Here is a 21341-nt window from a genome sequence, read left to right as displayed (position 1 = left end):
AGAGGGGGTTTTACTATGTTAATTCATCCCTTGAAACCCAAACGTCAGGTGATCCTGAACAGGAATCCAAGCGCCGATTCCTTGTGAGGTCACGTTTTTCACGACGAGTTTGCGTTTATTTCCTTTAAGCACAAGGTACACTTCTCCGTATGTCACCTTTCCTTTTTCGTTAATGGCCGGGGCATAGGCATGAAGTGAAGCTGCTTTTTTCGGAGAGACATGGTACGACTGATCTCGTTTTGTTCCTGCGCCAATGACGGTGTCAAAAGCGAGGGGCAGCTTTGTTTTTTGAATGGCTTTTTGCATCATCAATGTTTTCACATCTTCTGGGCTTGGCACTTTTGCTGTGAGCCCGCCGCTTACTTTCACTTGCTGCTTTTGAACGTATTTGCCAATGGCTGTTTTGTTGCCGCCTCTGTTATCAATATGGTTCATATTCACTTTTTTGTATTCCCAGTTGGCGACCGTTTCGTTTGAATCGTAGCTCAGTGCCCATCTGCCAAGGAAAATGGTCGCGCGGTAACCAACAGCTAATGGCGTCCCTGAAATGCTGGATTCATTCAGCATTTTGATCAAATGGGTATTCTCAATCGGTACATTCGTTGTTTTGAACAATTCAGCTGTCAGCTCACTCGGCTGGAGCAGGGGCTGATCCTGTGACGCGTTCGGATACGTATTCTCCTTTGAGATACTAGCGACAGAGGATGGCACTTTAAATGGCTTCGCCGCCTCTAGTGGAAAGCTGTATAGAAAACTTAAGGATAAGAGAACAACAAACATGATGCGGGGCATCTTTTTCATATCATCACTCTTTCTCATTCATTTTTCCATAGTATTTTCCGCAAAGACGTCCCTTATCCACAAAAGATTATAAAAGGAAAAATCCAATCGCCATAATGAAATAGGCAGCAAGTAATGTGGCACCTTCAAACCAGTTTGTATCACCATCATTTGATAAAATGACCGTGAGTAACACAGCGGATGCCATCGCAATGAGCTCTGGTAAAGAGAAAATGAGCGGCATCTGCTTATTGAAAAAAAGAGAGCTGATGACAAGGATTGGCGCGACCATCATGGCAACCTGAAGCGTTGAGCCAAAAGCAATTTCCACCGCGACATCCATTTTGTTTTTATACGCCATGATGACAGCTGAGGCATGTTCTGCGGCATTTCCGACGATGGCCACAATAATGACTCCGATAAACAGCTCACTCCAGCCAAATTGTTCTCCCACCGTATCAAATGTATGGACGAGGCGCTCTGAAATGTACGCAACGGCAATCGTCGCAAGCAGCAAAATCACAGTGGCAAACTTACCAGACCATTCAGGTGTTTCTTCTTCCGTCTCCGCTTCCCCGTCCATGCTCTCCAGCTTGGCAACATAGACTCCGCGGTGGCTGACCAGTTTGAAATAGAGCGCTGCGACATAAAGCAAAATCATCACAATGCTAATTCCAATGCTTAAAACAAATTGTTTATCCTCAGCCATCTCCACCGAAAACACTTCTGGAATGACAAACGCCACAATAATGGCAAACATGAGCAAGCCCGAGTTGTGCCTTGCATCGTGGACATTGAACACTTGGCGCTTATATTTTAATCCGCCAACGAAAAAAGACAGCCCCGCCACAAGCAGTAAGTTTCCGATAACTGATCCAGTTAATGAAGCAAGTACAATAGCTGTCAGTCCTTGCTTTAATGCAAAAAATGAAATAATTAACTCTACCGCATTTCCAAATGTGGCGTTTAAAAGCCCGCCAATTCTTGGGCCCGCTATGATGGCAAGACTTTCTGTGGCTCTTCCCATAAAACTAGCAAGACCAATAATGGCGATACAATACACGGCAAACATGATGACCTGCGGGAAATGAAGAAAACTGCCAATGACCGATAGCGGCACACCAATTGCGACAATCACAAGAAACAAACGATTCATACAGCCATTCTCCTTTACATATGTCTGATTGTTATTCTTTCGTGAGTGCCGGCATCATATACATTTAGATTCGTTCGTGTGAGAAGGTGACCTCAATACTTCCTTTCACAGACTGCACCATCGAACAATGCTTCAAAGCAATTGTGATGACTTTATCTATTTGTTCTTTAGATGTATTGATGTGTTCAAAAATGATATGTAAATGAATACGGGAGATTTTGTTTACAGCTCCTGCTCTTGTCGTTTCAGGTGTGATCGACAGCCCTTCACAGGATATTCGCTTTTTCCGGCATACATGAATGAGCATTTCTCCAAAGCAGCCTGCAATAGCTGAGGTGAACAATTGAGATGGCCTGTACCCCATTTCTTCTTTTCCTGAGATATACAGCTGCTTTTCATCTGTTCCCGCAATCCACCGGTCCGTTTCGTATATCAGTTTCATTCCTTTTCCACCTTTCTATTGAAACCCCTATGGTTCCATTGTACGATGAAAATATGAACTTGTAAGGAGCTTCTTATGTCGAGAATTCACTTTATGATTTTAATTTTACTTGTATCTGTATCTGGTTTTTCGCAGGGAGCGTTATTGCCTGTCATTTCGATTATTTTTGAACATGCCGGCACTTCTCCTACGTTAAACGGTCTGCATGCCACAGGCTTATATCTTGGCGTGCTGCTAGCATCTCCCTTTATGGAAGCGCCGCTTCGCCGGTTTGGGTTTAAGCCGTTAATTGTCATTGGGGGCGCTGCTGTCTTTTTAAGCTTGTTTAGCTTTGTGTTTTTTGAATCTTATGTCGTCTGGTTCTTCCTGCGGCTCATGATCGGGATTGGTGATCATATGCTGCATTTCTCTACACAGACGTGGGTGACCTATGCGTCGTCATCGAGAAATCGCGGGCGAAATATTTCATTGTATGGGTTATCCTTTGGACTCGGTTTTGCCGCTGGACCTTTTTTAACACCACTCATTGAAATCAACCCATCTTTACCTTTCATTGTTTCTGGTGCCGTTAGTTTATGTATTTGGCTGCTTGTTTTTGTTTTGAAAAATACATATCCAGATACGGGCGAAGTGCAGACGTCAGAGCAGACAAACAGTTTGAAGCGCTTTAAGAAAGCCTTTCAATTTGGCTGGGTCGCCTTTATGATGCCGTTTTGCTATGGCTTTTTAGAAACGACACTCAATAGCAACTTCCCTGTGTATGCACTTAGAAGCGGGGTAACAGTGGATGCAGTGGCGTTTATTTTACCTGCGTTTGCCATTGGAAGTATTGTCTTTCAGCTACCTCTCGGGATGCTCAGCGACCGGTTTGGCAGGCGCCGCATCATTTTATGTGTCACACTCGTCGGGTCTTTCTTTTTCCTACTAGCAGGAATTTTCATTCAATCGGTTTTGGCTGTTGCGATTTGTTTCTTTATTGCCGGAATGGCTGTAGGCTCTACCTTCTCACTTGGCATCAGTTATATGACCGACTTATTGCCAAAGCATCTGCTTCCTGCGGGAAATTTGATGTGCGGGATGGCGTTTAGTGCAGGGAGTATTCTCGGGCCTGTTCTCGGTGGAATCTTTGTGCAAACGTTTGAAGGAATGAATTTACTTTACCTTGTCAGCATCGTGATATTATTCGTGTTTTTCTGCGTTCGATTTGGGCGAACGGCAGCAGTGGTTGAAAGTTCCAATGCATCCATTTCTAAATGAAAAAAACTCCCCTGCGCTATGCAGAGGAGTTTTTCATTTAGTGATATCCATTTTGCCCGTTCGCACTGCCGCTTGTTTTGTGCTTAGGCTGATGACCTTTGTTTTGTTTCGTATTGCTTCCGCCTTTTTTCGATTGTTTGGACATATGTGATTTCCCCCATCCATTCAGATTGAACTTGTTCGTTCTTCTTTAGGATGCCCGGATTTCTTTATAGCTTGCCTGGTACGATTTTACGTTTATGTAAAAGCGCATTGAGCTCGCCGCCAAGGATAATCATGATGCCGGTTAAATAAAACCAGATCATTAAAATAATGATTCCCCCAATGCTTCCGTACATCGCACTGTAGTTGGCAAACTCGCCTACGTAAAATGAAAACAGCATGCTGACCAAAATCCATCCAATCGATGCAAAAATGGCACCTGGCAGAACAAATTTCAATTTCAGTCTAATGTTTGGAGCAAAATAGTACAAGGATGTAAAAACAATCAACAAAATCAGCGGGCTAATGATCCATCTCATCGCAGTCCATACGGTGAGAAAGGCATCTGACTGCCCGACTAATTTAGCGACAAATAAACCAAGTTCTTTTCCAAAGACAGGTAGCATCAAGGCAAAAATAATGGTCAAAACCATCGCGATCGTTAAGATGATTGATGTTAAACGTACGAGAATGAAGGAACGATTCTCCTCAACTTCGTAAGCATGGTTAAAAGCTCTGACGACGGCATTAATGCCGTTAGATGCTGACCAAAGGGCGGCAATAATCCCGAACGATAATAATCCGCCGTTACGATTATTCAGCGTCTGATCGGCAATGGATTCAATCATCGAAAGCGCTCCTTCTGGCGCATAACTAGAAATGACGCTCAGGACATCCTTTGACGTCAGCGGCAAATACCCAACCAGTGTCAGCACGAAGATGAGAAACGGAAATAATGAAAGCAAAAAGAAATACGCAAGCTCAGCAGATTTTGCCGGTCCTTCATGCAGCAAAAAGCGTTCAATTAACGCTTTAATAAAACCCATACGCCTCATCTCCAATGATCAATCTGTCTGTTTCGATTGAAAGTGATCCTTTGTTTCTTCAATAATTTCTAATACCCTTGGGGTTGTTTCCTTTAACTGATTGACCTGTTCATTTAAAAATGACAAATCATCTGAGACTGTTCGCATCAGCTGCTTCGTTTCTTCCATCTTTTCTTTCATGCAAGCCGATATTCCGCCTGGCTCCTGGCGGTATTCATCCAGCTTTTGCTGGCAGTCATTCCATTTGTCTTTGAGTGCAATTCTCGTTGGCCGATGAAATAAAGTTAGCAATGCGCCGCAAGCTGCTCCTATGGCAGCTCCTCGGAGCACGATTTGATTTTTTTCTTCCATCTCGTCTGATCTCCTTTCAGTTAAAGGTGGTTCTCTTTCTTTACATACGTCAAAAAACGGTCAATTCCTGTTTCAATTAATTCATGGACTTCCTCAAAGTTCCCAGTGTAATAAGGATCTGGCACATCATCTCGATCGTCGTCTTCTACAAAATCAAGAAGACGGCCAATAAAGTGATGTTTCCCATAGCAGGCTATACTGCGAAGTGCCCCTACATTTTCTGCATCCATCGCCATGATATAGTCGTATGTGGTGATATCCTTCTCCATGATTTGTCTTGCAGTCATTCCTTCATAGCTGATGCCTTTTTCATCAAGCAGCTTTCGCGTTCCTTCATGCGGAGGACTTCCTTGATGCCAGCCGCCAATCCCTGCTGAATCAATCACAAAGTGCTCGCTAAGCCCCTCATCTTCTACTCTTTTTCTAAACATGGCCTCTGCCATCGGTGACCTGCAAATATTGCCAAGACAAACGAATAACACATGAATCATTCTTCATTCTCCTCCTATCTTTTCCCTAAGAGTTCTTTTCGAAAACCTTTTCTCTATCATATCAAGCCCTTTTTCTTTTGGAAACTTTGCAAGAAAAGCTCTCATCGCCATTGACAAATTACACAAAAACAGGAGAAACTTTAGGAGAATTACACAAACAAAGGGGGATATTAGATGGGAATAATTGAGCAGTTTGTCACGACGATGAACAATTTTTTGTGGGGGCCTCCCCTATTGATTTTAATTGTTGGTACTGGAATATACCTCACCTTTCGCGTTCTCTTCATTCAAATTAGATTACTTCCTTATTCTTTAAAGCTCGCTTTTTCTAAACAAGACAAAATGTCAGAAGGAGATATTTCTCATTTCCAAGCGTTAATGACGGCTCTTGCTGCAACTGTCGGTACAGGGAATATCGTAGGTGTGGCCTCGGCAGTTATAGCGGGTGGTCCGGGTGCGGTATTCTGGATGTGGTTTGCTGCATTTTTCGGAATGGCCACTAAGTTTGCAGAAGCTGTTCTTGCAGTTAAATACAGGATCAAAAACGAAAAAGGCGAAATGTCTGGCGGACCTATGTATTATTTAGAGCATGGATTGAAACAGAAATGGCTAGGGGTTCTATTTGCTGTTTTCGGCGCCAGTGCTGCCTTTGGGATCGGCAACCTGGTACAGTCTAATTCCATCTCAGGAGTCATGAATTCTACTTTTCAAATTCCAACATGGGTAACAGGTATCATCATTACGGCTTTTACGGCACTCGTGATTTTAGGCGGAATTAAAAGCATTGGCCGGGTCACATCTATTTTTGTACCAGTCATGGCTTTATTCTACGTCATTTGCGGTCTGATCATTCTTGTCATGAATGCTGATCTCGTTCCAGGCGCAGTCGGTCTTATTTTCTCAGATGCCTTTACGGGTCAAGCCGTGGCAGGTGGTGCAATTGGAACTGTCATTCGCTGGGGTGTGGCACGAGGAGTATTTTCCAATGAAGCAGGTCTTGGGTCAGCACCAATTGCTGCTGCGGCTGCGAAAACGGATATGCCTGCCCGTCAAGCTCTCGTATCTATGACGCAAGTGTTTATCGATACAATCATTGTTTGTTCTATCACTGGCATTACCATTGTCATGGCAGATATGTATTTAACAGTGAAAAGTGATGCGCTGACCTCGTTATCCTTTGCTCATTTCCTCGGTCCAGTTGGCTCAACCATTGTGGCAATCGGTCTGCTCTTGTTTGCCTATTCCACCATCATTGGCTGGTCCTATTATGGCGAAAAATGCTTTACATATTTGGCGAAGGATTCGTACGTCATGTATTATCGCATCGTGTTTGTCATTGCTGTCTTTTTCGGTGCCGTGTTTAAAAATGACTTCGTTTGGGGTGTAGCAGATATGCTCAATGGGCTGATGGCCATTCCAAACTTAATCGGGCTCATCGGTTTATCAGGGGTTGTCGTATTTGAATCCAAACGAATCATTGATAAGATTAAGCAGGAGAAAAAGGAGAAAAACATCTCCGTGTCATCTTAATAGCCCTTTTATTCTTTTGCATTTCTGTTAAAATAGACATATTATTCGACATATATGCAGGAAAGGACGTGCCGCCCTTGTCAGAGCAAAAAGCGGCTGAAGTCAATCAGCTGATTGAAGACATTTCGCAAAAGTTAAATATGCTGAACATTGGAGTCATCAAAGCCGAGGACTTCAGTCCAGACAAGTACGAAGATATCGAATTTCTTCACCAAATGGTGATGAAAAAATCTTCATTCAGCCCAAGTGAAATGCAAGCCATCGCAAGCGAGCTAAAAAACTTAAGAAAATAATGGTGCATCAGGAAGCTGCTTTGCGGTCTGCACGCAGTTTCCTTACATCATGCGCAGAAAAAGCCAGCACCCCTTAAGGTGCTGGCTTTTTTTATCCTGTCATAACTGCGGTTTATTTCTCAAGCAGTTTTAATGATTCACGGTTAAATGCTGGAATGTCATCAGGTGTACGGCTTGTCACAAGCTGATCCTGACAAACGACAACTTCTTCGTCTTTAAATTTAGCGCCTGCGTTTTCCATATCTACTTGAATGGATGTATAGCCAGTTGCGCCTCTTCCTTCCAGCGTCTTCGCTGTAATAAGCAATTGCGGTCCGTGACAGATCGCAAATACTGGTTTTTTCTCATCCATAAATGTTTTAGTGAATTGGACGTAACGATCATCTGCACGCAGAATGTCTGGTGAGAAACCGCCAGGAATGAGAAGTGCATCGAAGTCTTCAGGCTTCACGTGATCAATGGACGCATCCACTCTCACTTCTGCATCTCCTTGCTTCCCTTTCACTGTTTTTCCTTTTTCGTTTTCAATCACTGTGATTTCATGACCTGCATCTTTAAAGGCTTTTGCAGGCTCGGTGAATTCAACATCCTCAAAGTAATCTGTTAATACAACTGCAATTTTCTTACCCATGTAGAAACCCTCCTGCTTGATTATCGTTTACACTACACACTATACCCGGGCATGTTGAAATGAAACATCCTATCCCTATCAGAAAACCCCTTATGATAAAAATAAGCAATTTGACTCATTCGCATTCCCTTAACAAGGTAATTCGTATGATTTATGTTATCTTTACAATAATCTGCAAAAAATAACTACAAAAGTTAACGAAACATTTCTACAATAGGTATTGTGGTCAAAAAAATTAGAAAGGCGGAGATCAGGTGAAGAAGCAAACACATAGGTCTAAACGAAGGAAAAACCTGTCTATTCTGCTCACTTCCATTATGATGATTAGTCTCATTCTCCCAGCAGTACCTACTCATGCAGAAACAGAAAACGGCAAAGCCGTAAAGGTCAGCATCTTAGCCACAACCGATGTTCATGCGAACATGATGAATTATGATTATTACAGCGACAAAGAAACAAATGAATTTGGCTTGGCAAAAACAGCCGAGCTGATTGACAAGCACCGTTCACAAAATCCAAATACACTCCTTGTTGATAACGGAGACCTGATTCAAGGAACCCCTCTTGGAGAATACGTTTACAAACATGAGAAAGACAGCATCATCAATCAAACAAAGGTTCACCCCATTATTCATACACTCAACAAACTAAAATACGATGCAGGAACACTTGGCAATCATGAATTTAACTACGGATTATCTTTCCTTGACGGTACCATTGCGGGCGCCAACTTCCCGATTGTCAATGCGAACGTCAAAAAGCTAAATGGAGAACACCGTTTTACACCTTACGTGATCCAAGATAAAACCTTTAAAGATGCAAACGGAGCCTCACAAACTGTGAAAGTTGGTTACATAGGATTTGTTCCACCACAAATTATGACGTGGGATAAGAAGCATTTAGATGGACAAGTCCAAGTGCAGGACATCGTCGAATCTGCCAATGAAACCATTCCTGAAATGAAGGCGAAAGGCGCAGATGTCATTGTCGCTCTTGCCCATACAGGAATTGAAAAAACAGCTTCACCTAAAGGATCAGAAAATATGATCTTTGACCTTGCCACGAAAACAAAAGGCATCAATGCCATTGTATCTGGGCACCAGCATGGCACATTCCCGAGCGCTGAATATAACGGCGTTGACAAATTCGATGTCTCAAAAGGAACCATCAACGGCATCCCAGTCGTCATGTCAAAAAACTGGGGCAGCTACCTCGGAGTCATTGATTTAACACTAGAGCCTGACGGCAGTAGCTGGAAGGTCACCGACGGAACAGGCAAGATCGAATCTGTTGCCGGAGTATCATCTCAGAAAAGCACAGTAAAAGATGCCATTCAAACAACGCATCAAAACACACTTGATTACGTGAGAAAGCCTGTTGGCAAAACAGAAGCAGACATTAATAGCTTTTTCGCTCAAGTGATGGATGACCCTTCGATTCAAATTGTGACAGATGCCCAAAAATGGTATGCACAAGAAAAAATGAAGGACACTGCGTATCAAAATTTACCGATTTTATCTGCAGGTGCCCCGTTTAAAGCAGGCGGACGAAACGGTGTGAATTATTATACAAATATCGCAAAAGGAGATTTAGCGATTAAGAACATCGGCGATCTCTACCTTTACGATAACACTGTGCAGATTGTGAAACTGAGAGGCAGTGAAGTGAAAGACTGGTTAGAGATGTCTGCCGGACAGTTTAATCAGATCAAACCGAACGTTTCAAAAGAACAGCCGATTTTAAACGAGGAATACCGCTCGTATAACTTTGATGTAATAGATGGTGTGACATACCAAGTCGATGTGACGCAGCCTGCTAAATACAGCACAACAGGCACACTTGTCAACGCCAATGCAAACCGCATCAAAAACCTGTCTTACAACGGGAAAACAGTCTCTGACAATCAAGAATTTTTAGTCGTGACAAATAACTATCGTGCTTCTGGCGGCGGAGGCTTTCCGCATCTGACCCAAGATAAAGTGGTGCTTGCCTCAGCAGATGAGAACCGTCAAGTGCTGATGGATTATATTATCGAACAAAAAACCATCAACCCAAGTGCTGATCAAAACTGGGCCATTGCACCGGTGAAAGGCGCAACTTTAACATTTGAATCTTCTCTTTTAGCCAAACCGTTTGCTGAGAAATCAAGCAGCGTAGACTTTGTTCGTAACGCAAGCACAGATGGTCTTGGTGTGTACAAGCTAGCCTTTAAAGAGGATGGAACAACAGAACCGCCTTCATCAGACAACTGGAATTTAACAGTCATGCATACGAACGATACACACGCACACCTTGATGATGCGGCAAGACGCGCAACAAAGATCAAAGAAATCCGTGCTGAAAGCAAGAACAATATTTTATTGGACGCTGGAGATGTCTTCTCTGGTGACCTATACTTCACAAAATGGCAAGGACTTGCCGATCTGAAATTGATGAACTTAATGAAATACGATGCCATGACGTTTGGTAATCATGAATTTGACAAAGGTCCTTCTGTACTACGTCAATTTCTGACAGGTGATGCATCAGATGTCGATCCGAAAAACCGTCATCAATTTGAAAAGCCTCGATTCCCGGTCGTGTCATCAAACGTGGATGTCTCGAAGGAAAAACAATTGAGCGACTTAGTGAAAAAACCAGCCTCATTTAAAGCTGGTGAGAAAAAAGAAGCCGGGATCTACCCTTACATCCTGCTTGATGTTAATGGTGAAAAGGTGGCCGTATTCGGCTTAACGACTGAAGACACAGCCATTACATCCAGCAGCGGTCCTAACATTCAATTTAAAGATGCGTACAAGAAAGCAAAAGAAACAGTCAACACCATTCAAACAGAAGAAAAAATCAATAAAATCATTGCGTTAACACACATTGGCTACAATCGTGATCTTGAGCTGGCTCAAAAAGTTGACGGTATTGATTTAATCATTGGCGGTCACACGCACACCCTTGTTGAAAAATTAAAGGTCATCAATAAAAAAGAACCTACAATTGTCGCTCAGGTGAAAGACTACGGACAATTTTTAGGGAAAGTAGACGTAGCCTTTGACAAAAAAGGCGTCGTACAGCCAAAAGAATCTTCTTTTGACCTGATCTCTATTGATGACTCTGTCAAAGAAGATGCAGATGCAAAAGCGATCCTTGATGGGTACAAAGCAGATATTCAAGATTTAAAAACAGAAAAAGTCGGCTATACAGATGTCCTATTAGACGGACAACGCGAGCACGTCCGTGCGAAGGAAACGAATCTTGGGAACTTTATTGCCGACGGCATGCTGCAGAAAGCGCAAGAATCTGCCGGTGCTGACCTTGCCATCACAAACGGCGGCGGTATTCGTGGAAGCATTGAAAAAGGAGATATCACTTTAGGTGATATTTTAACGGTGATGCCTTTCGGAAATACACTTTATGTCGCAGATTTAAAAGGCAGTCAAATTAAAAAAGCACTCGAACAGGGGCTGTCAGGCATTGAGGAAGGCGGAGGTGCATTCCCTCATGTAGCTGGCATTGAATATACGTTTACACTCAGTAAACCAGCTGGCAGCAGACTGATTGATGTGAAATTGAAAGACCAAAAAGGTCAACTGACAGACATTGATGATGAGAAAACATACCGCGTAGCCACAAATGCCTTTGTTGGCACAGGCGGCGACGGCTACAGCGTCTTTACAGAAGCCTCTCACGGCGAAGACTTAGGTTATGTCGACTATGAAATCTTCAAAGAGCAAATTGAAAAGGCAGACGGGCAGATTTCGCCTGTCATCGATCACAGGGTGAAAGAAGTGTTCCTTCCTCGCGTGAAAGGAAAAGGCGCTTATGACATTCAAGATGATAAGAAATTCCAAACGTATGTGCAGCATACAAACAAAGCATTGCTCTATCTAGACAAAGCAAGCAAAGCGAAAAACGTTCAATTGTCTCTATCAAAAGCGCAAGTAGCCGAGCTGAAGAAAAGAGAGCAAGATCCAAACGTCACCATCTATCATGACAAAGTGGGACTCGCATTGCCGCTCTCCAATTTGTCAGAGAAAAGCGCAGATATATGGATGACAAAGACGGATAAAGTGAAAAACGCATTAACGGATACGTATGATTTCCAAATCAAACAAGACAAGAAAAAGGTTTCGACCTTTAAAGACCCTGTCACACTATCCTTTACACTAGACGAGCCTCAAAAGGCGAAAAAACCTGGTGTGTATTATGTGGATCGCGAGAAGAATCGTTACGCCAAAACAAGTAACGGATCGTTCGAAAATGGAGTCGTATCAGGTCAAACTGAGCACTTTAGCGAATACACCGTCCTCAATCAAAATGCAGCAGCTGGAACAACCCCAGATCAAAATGGTGGAGACGGCGAAACATCAGCACCAGGCGGAGGTACAGGCACAGATCCAAACCAAGAAGGAACCGGCCTCCCAGGCGGCACACTGCCGAATACAGCCACGATGATGTATACAGCTGTACTGATTGGCGTGCTCATGCTCGCCGCAGGCGGTATCCTTTATTACTACCAGCGCAAGCGTACAAGAAAAAATGTATCATCCTAAAGGAAAAGGACAGAGCATAGGCTCTGTCCTTTTTTCATGGAATAGTCATTAATCTTGAGATAAATAGATCCAATTGCGGTCGTCAAATTCTTTCACATCATCTGACCCTATATGCCGAAGCATTCTATTAAAGAACATCATGTCATTTTCATCCTCGACATCATATAAATTCTTTAAAACATAATCTCTCGTAATAAAATTCGTTAAGTTCGTATTATTTACTAAATCAGCAAAAAAACCTTTTACCATCGTTAAATCCTCTTCACTTAATTTCTCATCATTGATAATGGAAATATGAAAAACATTCAAATACGCTTGTATATCTTCTTTATCCATATAACATAATGGGTCTAGCTTTCTGTCTTCTTCCGTAAACGGTTTTCGCGTATCTTCAATGATGACATAACATAAAATCTGATGATCTTTCATCACGCTGAATATTTCTAAATCTCTTAATTTTAGTGGTCTATTTAATCTAATCATCTTTCCTCCTAAAAAGGGTGATCTATTCGTCGTCTATCTCTCTCCTTCTCCCAAAACTTGAAATGGACAGAGCCTATGCTCTGTCCACTTTTTCTCTTCTTGCAAAATCGACGAATCTGAAGCGGTCTAATCGGTGACGGCTTTCCGTGTATTGAAATAAACTTGTATCCTCTAAGAACACGTAATTTTTCACGACGACGACATGGTCAAATCCGTTCAAATCAAGATACTTGGCGTCCTCTTCTGTACATGGCTCTACCACAAATTCCTTTTGGGCATAGCTGATTGATACACCGAGCTCTCCTTCAATATACTCGTAGATTGATCCTTCACAAATGTCCTTCGACAAGACTGACACATGCTTTTGCAAAAAGTAATCCTTGTCTAAAATCACTTCTTCTCCGCTAATATTGCGAGAGCGGATGACTTCCCAGACATCCTCCTGTCCACTTATTTTCAGCTGAGACTGAATATACTGATCCGGTTTGATTAAACCAAATTCGTGAACCGTCGTAACTGTCTTTCGGCCAAGTGTTTGGGAAAGCTCTTTAAAGCTGACGAGACCCGAGACTGGGAATTGCATTTTCTCACGATTCAGCAAGACAGAGCCTTTCCCGCGGATTTTTTGGATATAGCCATTTTGCACAAGGATATTTAATGCCTTTCTTACCGTCTCACGGGACGTATCGTACATCAAGGATAGCTCATGCTCTGATGGCAGAATGCCTTTATCCTGCCAATCACCTTGTTCAATTCGTCTTGCGAGCTGATCATAAATCACTCGAAACTTATTCTCTTTCATTTTCCCTCCGCCCCATTTTCTAGCGTTTGGTTAAATGATAAACGATTGACTCATATGGACGCAACGTAAATCCCTTCATATCTGCCGGTACATCCTCATAATTGGATAACAGCACTTGCCCCTCCATCTCATCTATAGCCTGCACGAGCTCATCAGGAAGCGTAAAGTCCGCCTCCCCTGCATAAAAATGATTGATCACAAGAAGCTTCTCCTCATGGCTTTCTCTGACATAAGCAAAAACCTTCGGATCTTCTGCTAAGAGTAAAGTGAAGCTTCCATATGTGATCACATCAAGTTCTTTACGCAGTCTGCAAAGCGCTTGATAATGATAGAAAATAGACGACTGATCCTTTAATGAAGCTTCTACTGAAATGTCGTTATTGGCTGGCTCAATCCAAGGTGTTCCTTTTGAGAAACCTGCATTCTTTTCTGAGGTCCACTGCATCGGTGTTCTCGCATTATCTCTTGACTTGACCTGTAAAATGGCGAGTGCTTCTTCCTTTGATTTCCCTTTTTCAAGCATGGCTTCATACATATTGAGTGATTCGATATCGCGGTAAGATGAGATGTCCTCAAACTGAGGATTCTTCATGCCGATCTCTTCACCTTGATAAATATATGGAGTCCCTTGCATGAGATGAATCGTGGTCGCCAGCATCTTGGCTGATTGCTGATGGTACGTTTCATCATCACCGTATCTTGAGACGATACGCGGCTGATCATGATTGCACCAGAAGAGCGCATTCCAGCCGCCGCCCTCATGCATTTTCGTCTGCCACTCAGACAGAATCGACTTCAATTCATGAAAATCAAATGGTGCGAGGGCCCATTTTTCTCCGTTTGGATAATCGACCTTTAAATGATGGAAATTAAACGTCATATCCAGCTCCTGCCGATCCGGTCTTGTATACCGAATGCAGTCTGCGATATTCGTTGAAGACATTTCCCCGACTGTCATGCTGTCATATTTCGAAAAAACCTCTTGATTCATTTCATGCAGAAACTCATGAATTCTTGGGCCATCCGTATAATATATCCGGCCGTCTCCTTGCACAGACTGTCCGGCGTCATCTAAGAAGCGTTGATCTTTCGAGATGTTGTTAATGACATCCAGCCTGAATCCATCAATTCCTTTTTCAAACCAAAAATGCATGATGTCATATACTTGCCTGCGCACCTCATCCTTTTCCCAATTAAGATCCGCCTGTGTGACATCGTATAAATGAAGATAATACTCTCCCGTTGCTTCATCTAGCTCCCATGCCGGACCGCCAAATTTTGACTGCCAATCATTCGGCGGTGATCCGTCTGCTTTAGGCTCCTTCCAAATATAATAATCTCGATAAGGATGATTCTTTGACTCGCGTGATGCTTGAAACCACTCATGGAAAATGGATGTATGATTGACGGCTAAATCCATGATGACTCGTATACCTCGATCATGGGCTTCTTTCAGCATGTGTTCAAAATCCGCCATTGTGCCGTACATGTCATGGATTTTTGTATAATCACTAATATCATAGCCGTTGTCATGCTGCGGAGACTCATACATTGGCGTGAGCCAAATACAATCCGCCCCCAGCTCTTTAATATAATCGAGCTTTTTTGTCACACCATTGATATCGCCTGTACCTGAGCCCGTTGTATCTAAAAAGCTCTTCGGATAAATTTGATAGACCACCGCTTTTTTCCACCACGGTTCGTTTGTTTGTTGTTTCAATTTCCTTCACCACCACTAGTTAAGTTCTTGTGAAACATCTTTCTTCTTTTTTAGCTTTGCATACAAAAGGGTTCCAATGAACGGGACGATGAGTACAATGACCATCCCTATCGCAAATGCGCCCCAATATTTCGGGATAATGGAGAAGATTCCTGGAATGCCTCCAACACCAACTGAGCTTGCCAGCACCCCTTGAGAGGCGATAAACATACCAGCTAAACCAGAGCTAATAAGTGCAAAAATAAATGGGAATCGATAGCGCAGGTTGACGCCAAACATCGCTGGCTCGGTAATTCCTAAGTAAGCGGAAATACTTGATGTCAGTGAGAGCCCCTTTTGCTTTTCATCTTTTAAAACAAACATCATCGCAAGTGCGGCTGATCCTTGTGCGATATTAGACAGTGCGAGCATCGGCCATAGAAACGTGCCATGCAGTTTGGAATTAATCAATTGAATATCGACAGCGAGGAACGTATGGTGCATCCCTGTAATCACTAATGCAGCGTACAATCCGCCGTATAATAGACCGCCAAGTGCTGCGAATTGCTGGAATACAGCCACAAGTCCAGATGTTAAAACGTTTCCGATCGCAAATGTAACAGGTCCAATGACGATAAAGGATAAAAAGCCAATGACTAATAACGTAATCGGTGCAACCACTAACAGCTGAATACTTTCAGGTGTCCGTTTTGTGATAAATAATTCGAGCTTCGCTAGTAAATACGAGGCAACGAGTATCGGAAGAACCTGCCCTTGATAGCCTACCTTTTGCACTTCAAGTCCAAACAAATTCCAGACAGGAATCTCACCAGATTTTTCAGCCGCTCCATAGCCCCACGCATTTAATAAGTCTGGGTGTACAAGCATCAGCCCAAGGACCATCCCTAAGAGCGGATTTCCTCCAAACCGCTTCACTGCTGACCAGCCGATTAATGCGGGCAGGAATGTGAAGGCAGTGCCTGCAATCAAGTTGATCATATTCGCTAAATCAGCCCATGCCGGATACACATCCACAATCGATTTTTGATCAAAGAAAATATCTGGAGCTGTTAAAATATTATTAATCCCCATTAATAAACCGGCTGTGACGATGGCAGGAAGAATCGGAATAAAGATATCCGCAAGCGTTTTCACAGCACGCTGCAATGGATTTAATTTTTGATCAGAGGCACGCTTAACGTCCTCTTTTGTGGCTTCCCCAATGCCTGTCTGTTTCACCATTTCGGCATATACCCGATTGACGACCCCTTGGCCGATAACAACTTGGTATTGACCGTTCGCTGAGAAAGATCCCTTCACTTCTTCTATTTGTTCAAGTGCTTTCTCGTCAACCTTTCCTTCATCTTTCAGTACAAAGCGCAGCCTTGTCACACAATGTGTCGCTTGATCAATATTTTCTTTGCCGCCGATGGCTTTCACAATCTGATCTGCTGCTGCCTGATAATCAGCCATGCTATCCCCTCCGAGATCGTTTTTTATAAGAAAAAAGAACCAAAAAACTTGTATATACATGTTTGTTTCTTATTTTATATTTGTATATACATGTAGTCAACAACAAAATGTAGCGCTTTCATAAAAAAAGCTCCCTCAATGTGCTCAGGAGAGGCAGCGTGTCATCATCTTTTTTTATGCTCCGTTAATTTTTCGTAGACCCTGTTTTTATAAAAGGAGGAGGCTGGACGGGCAAAAGTTTGACGCTTTGATGCGAGTTCATCCAGGCGTTTTTGTTTTTCTTCACATATGAGAGAAAGTTTTTTTCTTTCCTCTCCGTCTATACTGGAGTGAAGCAGCTCTTTGACGGTCATGAGTTCTTTTTTCAGTGCTGTTTCTTCCCCAGCAAAGCCAGCATTTTTCATCATCCTGTAGCCCATTCTGAGTTCTTCAGGTACATGAGCAGCATCATCTTTAGGCAGGGGTTTCCCAAAGCCAGATAATCCTTCAAAAGCCCCGTGATCCATCGCTTTTTTAATCCGTTCTTCTGATAATCTCTGCGCAAAATCCATGGCGTTTCTCCTTTCGTCTGAAACGATTTGATTAAGCATAGCAAAAAAGCTGACTCTCTCACAAGAGTCAGCTTTCTCGTTATTTATTGTCAATTTTGAAGGTAGAAACCATCTGTGCTAAGTCCTCTGACATATCAGAGAGCTGTTCAATCGCACTTGAAATTTGCTGCATGCCAGCACTTTGCTGTTCTGTTGCTGCCGCTACTTCTTGAGAGCTGGCGGCGTGTTCTTCCGATACAACCGAAATTTGTTCAATCGATGTAGAAATCGTTTGATATGCTTGCTCTACTTGCTTAATAGAAGCAAGCAAATTGTTCGTTCTTCTTGAAAACTGAGATACGCCGTCGTAAATCACAGCGAAGTTTTGTGACGTGCCTTCCATTTGTTCACGTCCTTCTTCCACTGCTTTACTGCTTTCCTCTACGCTTTCAAGAACACGCTGACTGTTTTCCTGTGTGCCGATGACGAGGTCTGAAACGGTTTTAGCCGCATCCGCTGATTGCTCAGCTAACTTACGCACCTCATCTGCCACAACAGCAAACCCTTTTCCTTCTTCTCCAACACGTGCCGCTTCAATTGAAGCATTCAGTGCAAGCAGATTCGTTTGCGCTGAAATGTCCGTAATAATCGAGATGACACTTTCAATCTCCGTTGAATGAGATTGTAATTCTTCTGCTGCCTGCTTTGAGTTGGTCATCTTGTCATGTAACATATTCAGATGCTCAAGCACATGATTCACTAGTTTTTGACCAGATTCTGACTGCTCTTGTACGTCAGATGAAACAGATTTCATTTCATCGACTTCTTTTGTGACACCTTCGATTTGAGTATCGATCTCTGCAACGGATGTTGTACAATCCGTAATATTTGCGACAGAATCATTGATTCCTTCACTCATATTCGTCATGGCTTCTGACACTTGCTGCGCACTTTGACTCGATTCATTCGTTACGGTGCGAAGCTGTGAGGACATTTTCGACACTTCACTAGATGAGTTTGAGATCTTCGCAATGAGCTCTTTGATCCGCCCCTGCATCTTTTGGAAGGATGCGGCAAGTTGACCGATCTCATCTTTACTTTCAACCTCTACCATTCCAGTTAAATCACCGTCAGCAATTCGGTTCGCTGATTCCATCAATGAACGTGCTGGTTTCGCAATTCTTCTGCCCATGATAAAGGAGAAAAACAACCCACCGATGAGCACAATAGCAGATGCAACCGTGATATAGATCGTCAGCTTCTTCGTTGTTTCAGGCACAACAGACGCATCTAAATCAATTCCTAAAATCCCTGTCAGCTCACCGCCTGAATCCTTGATTGGCAAAAAGACTGATTTATGTGTACCAAATGAGTCTTTGTAAATATCACTTTTGATCATTTTATCTTCAGAAAGTGCTTGTTTCATCTCATCTGAAAAGGCATAATCTTGATCAAAATCATTTTCTTCCCCAGTTAATATAATAATTCTTTCTTTGCCGCCTTTATTAGATAGCACGTATAAGTTCTCAAGCGTATGATCTTCTTGAAGCTCCTTGAATTTCTTTTTGACCTCCACATAAAGGGGATCATCCTTCCCGCTAATGCCAAGAACGTTTCCATCCAAATTATCGATTTCTTTCTTTGCAGTATCAATATCTGTTGTTAATCGATAATCAAATTGCTTTAATAACTGGGATGATAAATCCTGGCTGACTAGATAAAATGTTAAAACGAATAGTGCAACGGTTGCAAGTAATGTTACGACAACGACTGACATGATTTTAGAGGATATCGTGTATCCTCCAAATTTCCTTTGTTTCGCCATTTTTTCCTACATCTCCACTCTCAGATTTGATTTAAGCATGTACATGTTCAAATTGTCCACAAACAGATGCGATCACATCTTTTAAATAAGATACGATATGTGGGATATGCTCTGGTAACGTATAAGGTGAGATGACAAAAAACTTACTAACACTTAGATAGAATTCTTGTCCTTCTTTTGCATTTACAAGTAAAAACTTCGTTGTATCGCCAAAGAACATTTCGTCTCTTTTCTCTCCAAGCTTTTCAAACAGCATTTTGTTCAATTCATTGTTCCGCTCAATTTCCATTGCAGTCGCTTCGCCTGAAATTTCTTCTTGAAAGCGCGGTGAGCCGTCTAGGTAAATTCTAAATAATGTAGCCATTCCGACGTTGTCATCATTCACGACTTCTGCTTGCGGAATTTCTTGACTGAGTGCTTCTCTGAAGGCAAGGTTCACCTCTAGGAATTGACCGAGCAAGCGCTGGTAGCCTTCAATTCCAAACGTTAACAGCACACTCAGCATACTGATAGAGCTTCCCATTCTTGAGCATTCCAGTGTATAACCCGTATGGTATTCGCCGTAGCCTCTATGACCAACATATGGTGTCTCTTGTTCTTCCAGATCTAAACGCTTTAGGTCAGCAGCATTTTTCACTAAGAATAAACTAGATGTGTAAGGTGTTTGGCCGAGCTTTTGAAAGTCAAAGCACATCGTGTCAGCAAGAGAAAGATGCTGGAATTTCGCTTTGATTTCTTTTAGCATACGAAGAACACCGTCTGAGAATTGCAGCGGGTTTTCAGCTACATCATACTCATTAAAGAAAGCAAAGAATCCGCCGAGCGCTGAATCCGCATGAATATGCGGCACCTGTAGACCATACTCCTCAGCAATGGCTTCTGCTGTTTCACGTACCCCTTTTACATCATCAATTGCAATGGCATCTGTTGTTCCGGTTGTTGCGACAATATAAACGGGAATTCCGCCATTTTGTGCAACACGTTCCATTTGACAACGCAAATCTTCCATATCCATCGAATGATCTTTATTCGTCTTAATTCTGATCAAGTTGTCTGTGCCAAGTCCTGTTGCTTCCATTGACTTAAATAAGCTGTAATGTGCAGCATCAGAACAAAACGCATAAAGATTTTGCGGGACACCTTTTCGCAGTGACTCCGGCGCAACTTTTGCAATCGCTAAACGTAGTCCTGAGAAAATGGCTCCCTGACCTCCCCATGTTGTATATCCCCCGCTCACACTTGGATCATATCCGATGAGCTTAGACATCATTGAGACCACTCTGACCTCAGCTTCCGCTCCTGCTGGTCCATAAACATCCCATAGGTTGTTTCCATTTACCAGCATGGCCGTCAGCATGCCTAGAATTCCTGGTGTACTTGCCATTGGCAAAATGTTCGTGAAGAAATACTTTGTGTGGTATGGATGGTTATGTAAAAGCTTCAGTAATTCTTCATTCACAAGTTCCGCTTGTTGGCCGTTCACCGGAATTTGACTTGTTTCAGTGAGCTTTTGGTAAAAATCTTCTCCACGATTCTTTTCACCCTTTAGGTGTGCACGGTTCGGATCTTTCAGGTGATCGACCCCTGAAACAATCTGCTCCATCAATTTGATGAGTTCTTTACGCTCTGCTGCATTTCCGTCCTCACTCGGAAACCAGTTCTGAACGAGGTTCTCTGCTCGTACAGTCATATACTATCAATCCTTTCAATGGAAGATTTCCTGTCAAAGTCTATATCGACCCCAATTTAAAAGTTTATAGTCTCGAAATGTTCACTTAAGTATATTTAGATAATTTGTTCATTCATTAAAATAAATAAAACCCTTACAAAACACATCGAAAACATTATGTTGATGAAACAAAAAAATATATTGATATATCTCATCGCAGGAAATTTCATCCATGTTCCTCCTCCATTCTTTTTCTCATTTTTTTTACTTAACCTGCATAAACATTAAGAAACACTGGAAATACTCTCTAAATCATCATTGTAGAAACCAAATTAATTCTTTAGACTTGTGTCTTTT

18 protein-coding genes are annotated in these 21341 nt (G+C 42.5%); 4 read left to right on the top strand and 14 right to left on the bottom strand.

Annotation, left to right across the window (positions count from 1 at the left end):
* Positions 1 to 18: 18 nt before the first annotated feature.
* The 3 genes from ACP7A0_RS13100 to ACP7A0_RS13090 form a co-directional block, all read right to left on the bottom strand.
* Positions 19 to 801: a YfkD famly protein gene (locus tag ACP7A0_RS13100; RefSeq protein ID WP_066031779.1), complete on the bottom strand. Its 783-nt coding sequence runs from the start codon at positions 799 to 801 to the stop codon at positions 19 to 21.
* Positions 802 to 868: 67 nt separating this feature from the next.
* The gene (gene cax / locus ACP7A0_RS13095; protein ID WP_060595776.1) at positions 869 to 1936 is read right to left on the bottom strand and encodes a calcium/proton exchanger; all 1068 of its coding nucleotides are present in this window, start codon (positions 1934 to 1936) and stop codon (positions 869 to 871) included.
* A gap of 64 nt (positions 1937 to 2000) precedes the next feature.
* Complete coding sequence (locus ACP7A0_RS13090; RefSeq protein WP_060595775.1) at positions 2001 to 2378, bottom strand: OsmC family protein; 378 nt, start codon at positions 2376 to 2378, stop codon at positions 2001 to 2003.
* Positions 2379 to 2453: 75 nt separating this feature from the next.
* Here ACP7A0_RS13090 and ACP7A0_RS13085 point away from each other — a divergent pair, with 75 nt between their 5' ends.
* Positions 2454 to 3635: an MFS transporter gene (locus ACP7A0_RS13085; protein WP_106043726.1), complete on the top strand. Its 1182-nt coding sequence runs from the start codon at positions 2454 to 2456 to the stop codon at positions 3633 to 3635.
* A 209-nt stretch (positions 3636 to 3844) separates the two neighbouring features.
* Here ACP7A0_RS13085 and ACP7A0_RS13080 read toward each other — a convergent pair whose 3' ends face one another.
* The 3 genes from ACP7A0_RS13080 to ACP7A0_RS13070 are packed head-to-tail and all read right to left on the bottom strand — an operon-like array spanning position 3845 to position 5505.
* The gene (locus tag ACP7A0_RS13080; RefSeq protein WP_095286081.1) at positions 3845 to 4663 is read right to left on the bottom strand and encodes a YihY/virulence factor BrkB family protein; all 819 of its coding nucleotides are present in this window, start codon (positions 4661 to 4663) and stop codon (positions 3845 to 3847) included.
* 18 nt (positions 4664 to 4681) lie between these two features.
* Positions 4682 to 5014 (bottom strand): hypothetical protein, encoded by a 333-nt coding sequence (locus tag ACP7A0_RS13075; RefSeq protein ID WP_095286080.1) that lies wholly within the window; start codon positions 5012 to 5014, stop codon positions 4682 to 4684.
* A gap of 20 nt (positions 5015 to 5034) precedes the next feature.
* A complete protein-coding gene (locus ACP7A0_RS13070; protein ID WP_426005429.1) occupies positions 5035 to 5505 on the bottom strand; it encodes a low molecular weight protein-tyrosine-phosphatase in 471 nt (156 codons plus the stop codon).
* Between the two features lie 174 nt (positions 5506 to 5679).
* On the opposite strand from ACP7A0_RS13070, the gene ACP7A0_RS13065 reads away from it, so the two are divergent.
* Positions 5680 to 7035, top strand: a complete 1356-nt coding sequence (locus tag ACP7A0_RS13065; RefSeq protein WP_060595772.1) for an alanine/glycine:cation symporter family protein — start codon at positions 5680 to 5682, stop codon at positions 7033 to 7035.
* Positions 7036 to 7112: 77 nt separating this feature from the next.
* Positions 7113 to 7328, top strand: a complete 216-nt coding sequence (locus tag ACP7A0_RS13060) for a DUF1128 domain-containing protein (protein ID WP_003214000.1) — start codon at positions 7113 to 7115, stop codon at positions 7326 to 7328.
* Positions 7329 to 7440: 112 nt separating this feature from the next.
* Here the strand turns inward: ACP7A0_RS13060 and ACP7A0_RS13055 are convergent, their stop codons facing one another.
* Positions 7441 to 7959 carry a type 1 glutamine amidotransferase domain-containing protein gene (locus ACP7A0_RS13055; RefSeq protein WP_060595771.1) on the bottom strand — a complete coding sequence of 173 codons (519 nt, stop codon included), beginning with the start codon at positions 7957 to 7959 and terminating at the stop codon, positions 7441 to 7443.
* A gap of 254 nt (positions 7960 to 8213) precedes the next feature.
* Here ACP7A0_RS13055 and ACP7A0_RS13050 point away from each other — a divergent pair, with 254 nt between their 5' ends.
* Positions 8214 to 12503, top strand: a complete 4290-nt coding sequence (locus ACP7A0_RS13050; protein WP_426005426.1) for a multifunctional 2',3'-cyclic-nucleotide 2'-phosphodiesterase/3'-nucleotidase/5'-nucleotidase — start codon at positions 8214 to 8216, stop codon at positions 12501 to 12503.
* 48 nt (positions 12504 to 12551) lie between these two features.
* Here ACP7A0_RS13050 and ACP7A0_RS13045 read toward each other — a convergent pair whose 3' ends face one another.
* From ACP7A0_RS13045 to ACP7A0_RS13015, 7 genes are all read right to left on the bottom strand, one after another.
* Complete coding sequence (locus ACP7A0_RS13045) at positions 12552 to 12986, bottom strand: terpene synthase (RefSeq protein ID WP_375567064.1); 435 nt, start codon at positions 12984 to 12986, stop codon at positions 12552 to 12554.
* A 73-nt stretch (positions 12987 to 13059) separates the two neighbouring features.
* Positions 13060 to 13788, bottom strand: coding sequence for a trehalose operon repressor (treR, locus tag ACP7A0_RS13040; protein WP_060595768.1), 729 nt, complete (start codon positions 13786 to 13788; stop codon positions 13060 to 13062).
* A gap of 19 nt (positions 13789 to 13807) precedes the next feature.
* Complete coding sequence (gene treC, locus ACP7A0_RS13035) at positions 13808 to 15508, bottom strand: alpha,alpha-phosphotrehalase (protein ID WP_212041111.1); 1701 nt, start codon at positions 15506 to 15508, stop codon at positions 13808 to 13810.
* A gap of 15 nt (positions 15509 to 15523) precedes the next feature.
* On the bottom strand, positions 15524 to 16960 hold the full coding sequence (gene treP / locus ACP7A0_RS13030) for a PTS system trehalose-specific EIIBC component (protein WP_034665169.1): 1437 nt from the start codon (positions 16958 to 16960) through the stop codon (positions 15524 to 15526).
* 164 nt (positions 16961 to 17124) lie between these two features.
* A complete protein-coding gene (locus ACP7A0_RS13025; RefSeq protein WP_060595766.1) occupies positions 17125 to 17511 on the bottom strand; it encodes a DUF1992 domain-containing protein in 387 nt (128 codons plus the stop codon).
* 79 nt (positions 17512 to 17590) lie between these two features.
* Positions 17591 to 19315: a methyl-accepting chemotaxis protein gene (locus ACP7A0_RS13020; protein ID WP_034665174.1), complete on the bottom strand. Its 1725-nt coding sequence runs from the start codon at positions 19313 to 19315 to the stop codon at positions 17591 to 17593.
* Positions 19316 to 19346: 31 nt separating this feature from the next.
* Complete coding sequence (locus ACP7A0_RS13015; RefSeq protein ID WP_060595765.1) at positions 19347 to 21005, bottom strand: pyridoxal phosphate-dependent decarboxylase family protein; 1659 nt, start codon at positions 21003 to 21005, stop codon at positions 19347 to 19349.
* Between the last annotated feature and the right edge of the window lie 336 nt (positions 21006 to 21341).

The organism is Bacillus sp. DWP3-1 (assembly GCF_049896565.1).
In the GTDB taxonomy this organism is placed as follows: Bacteria; Bacillota; Bacilli; order Bacillales; family Bacillaceae; genus Bacillus.
The sequence above is the reverse complement of the archived record's forward strand: the minus strand, read 5'-3'. Positions and strand labels throughout refer to the sequence as shown.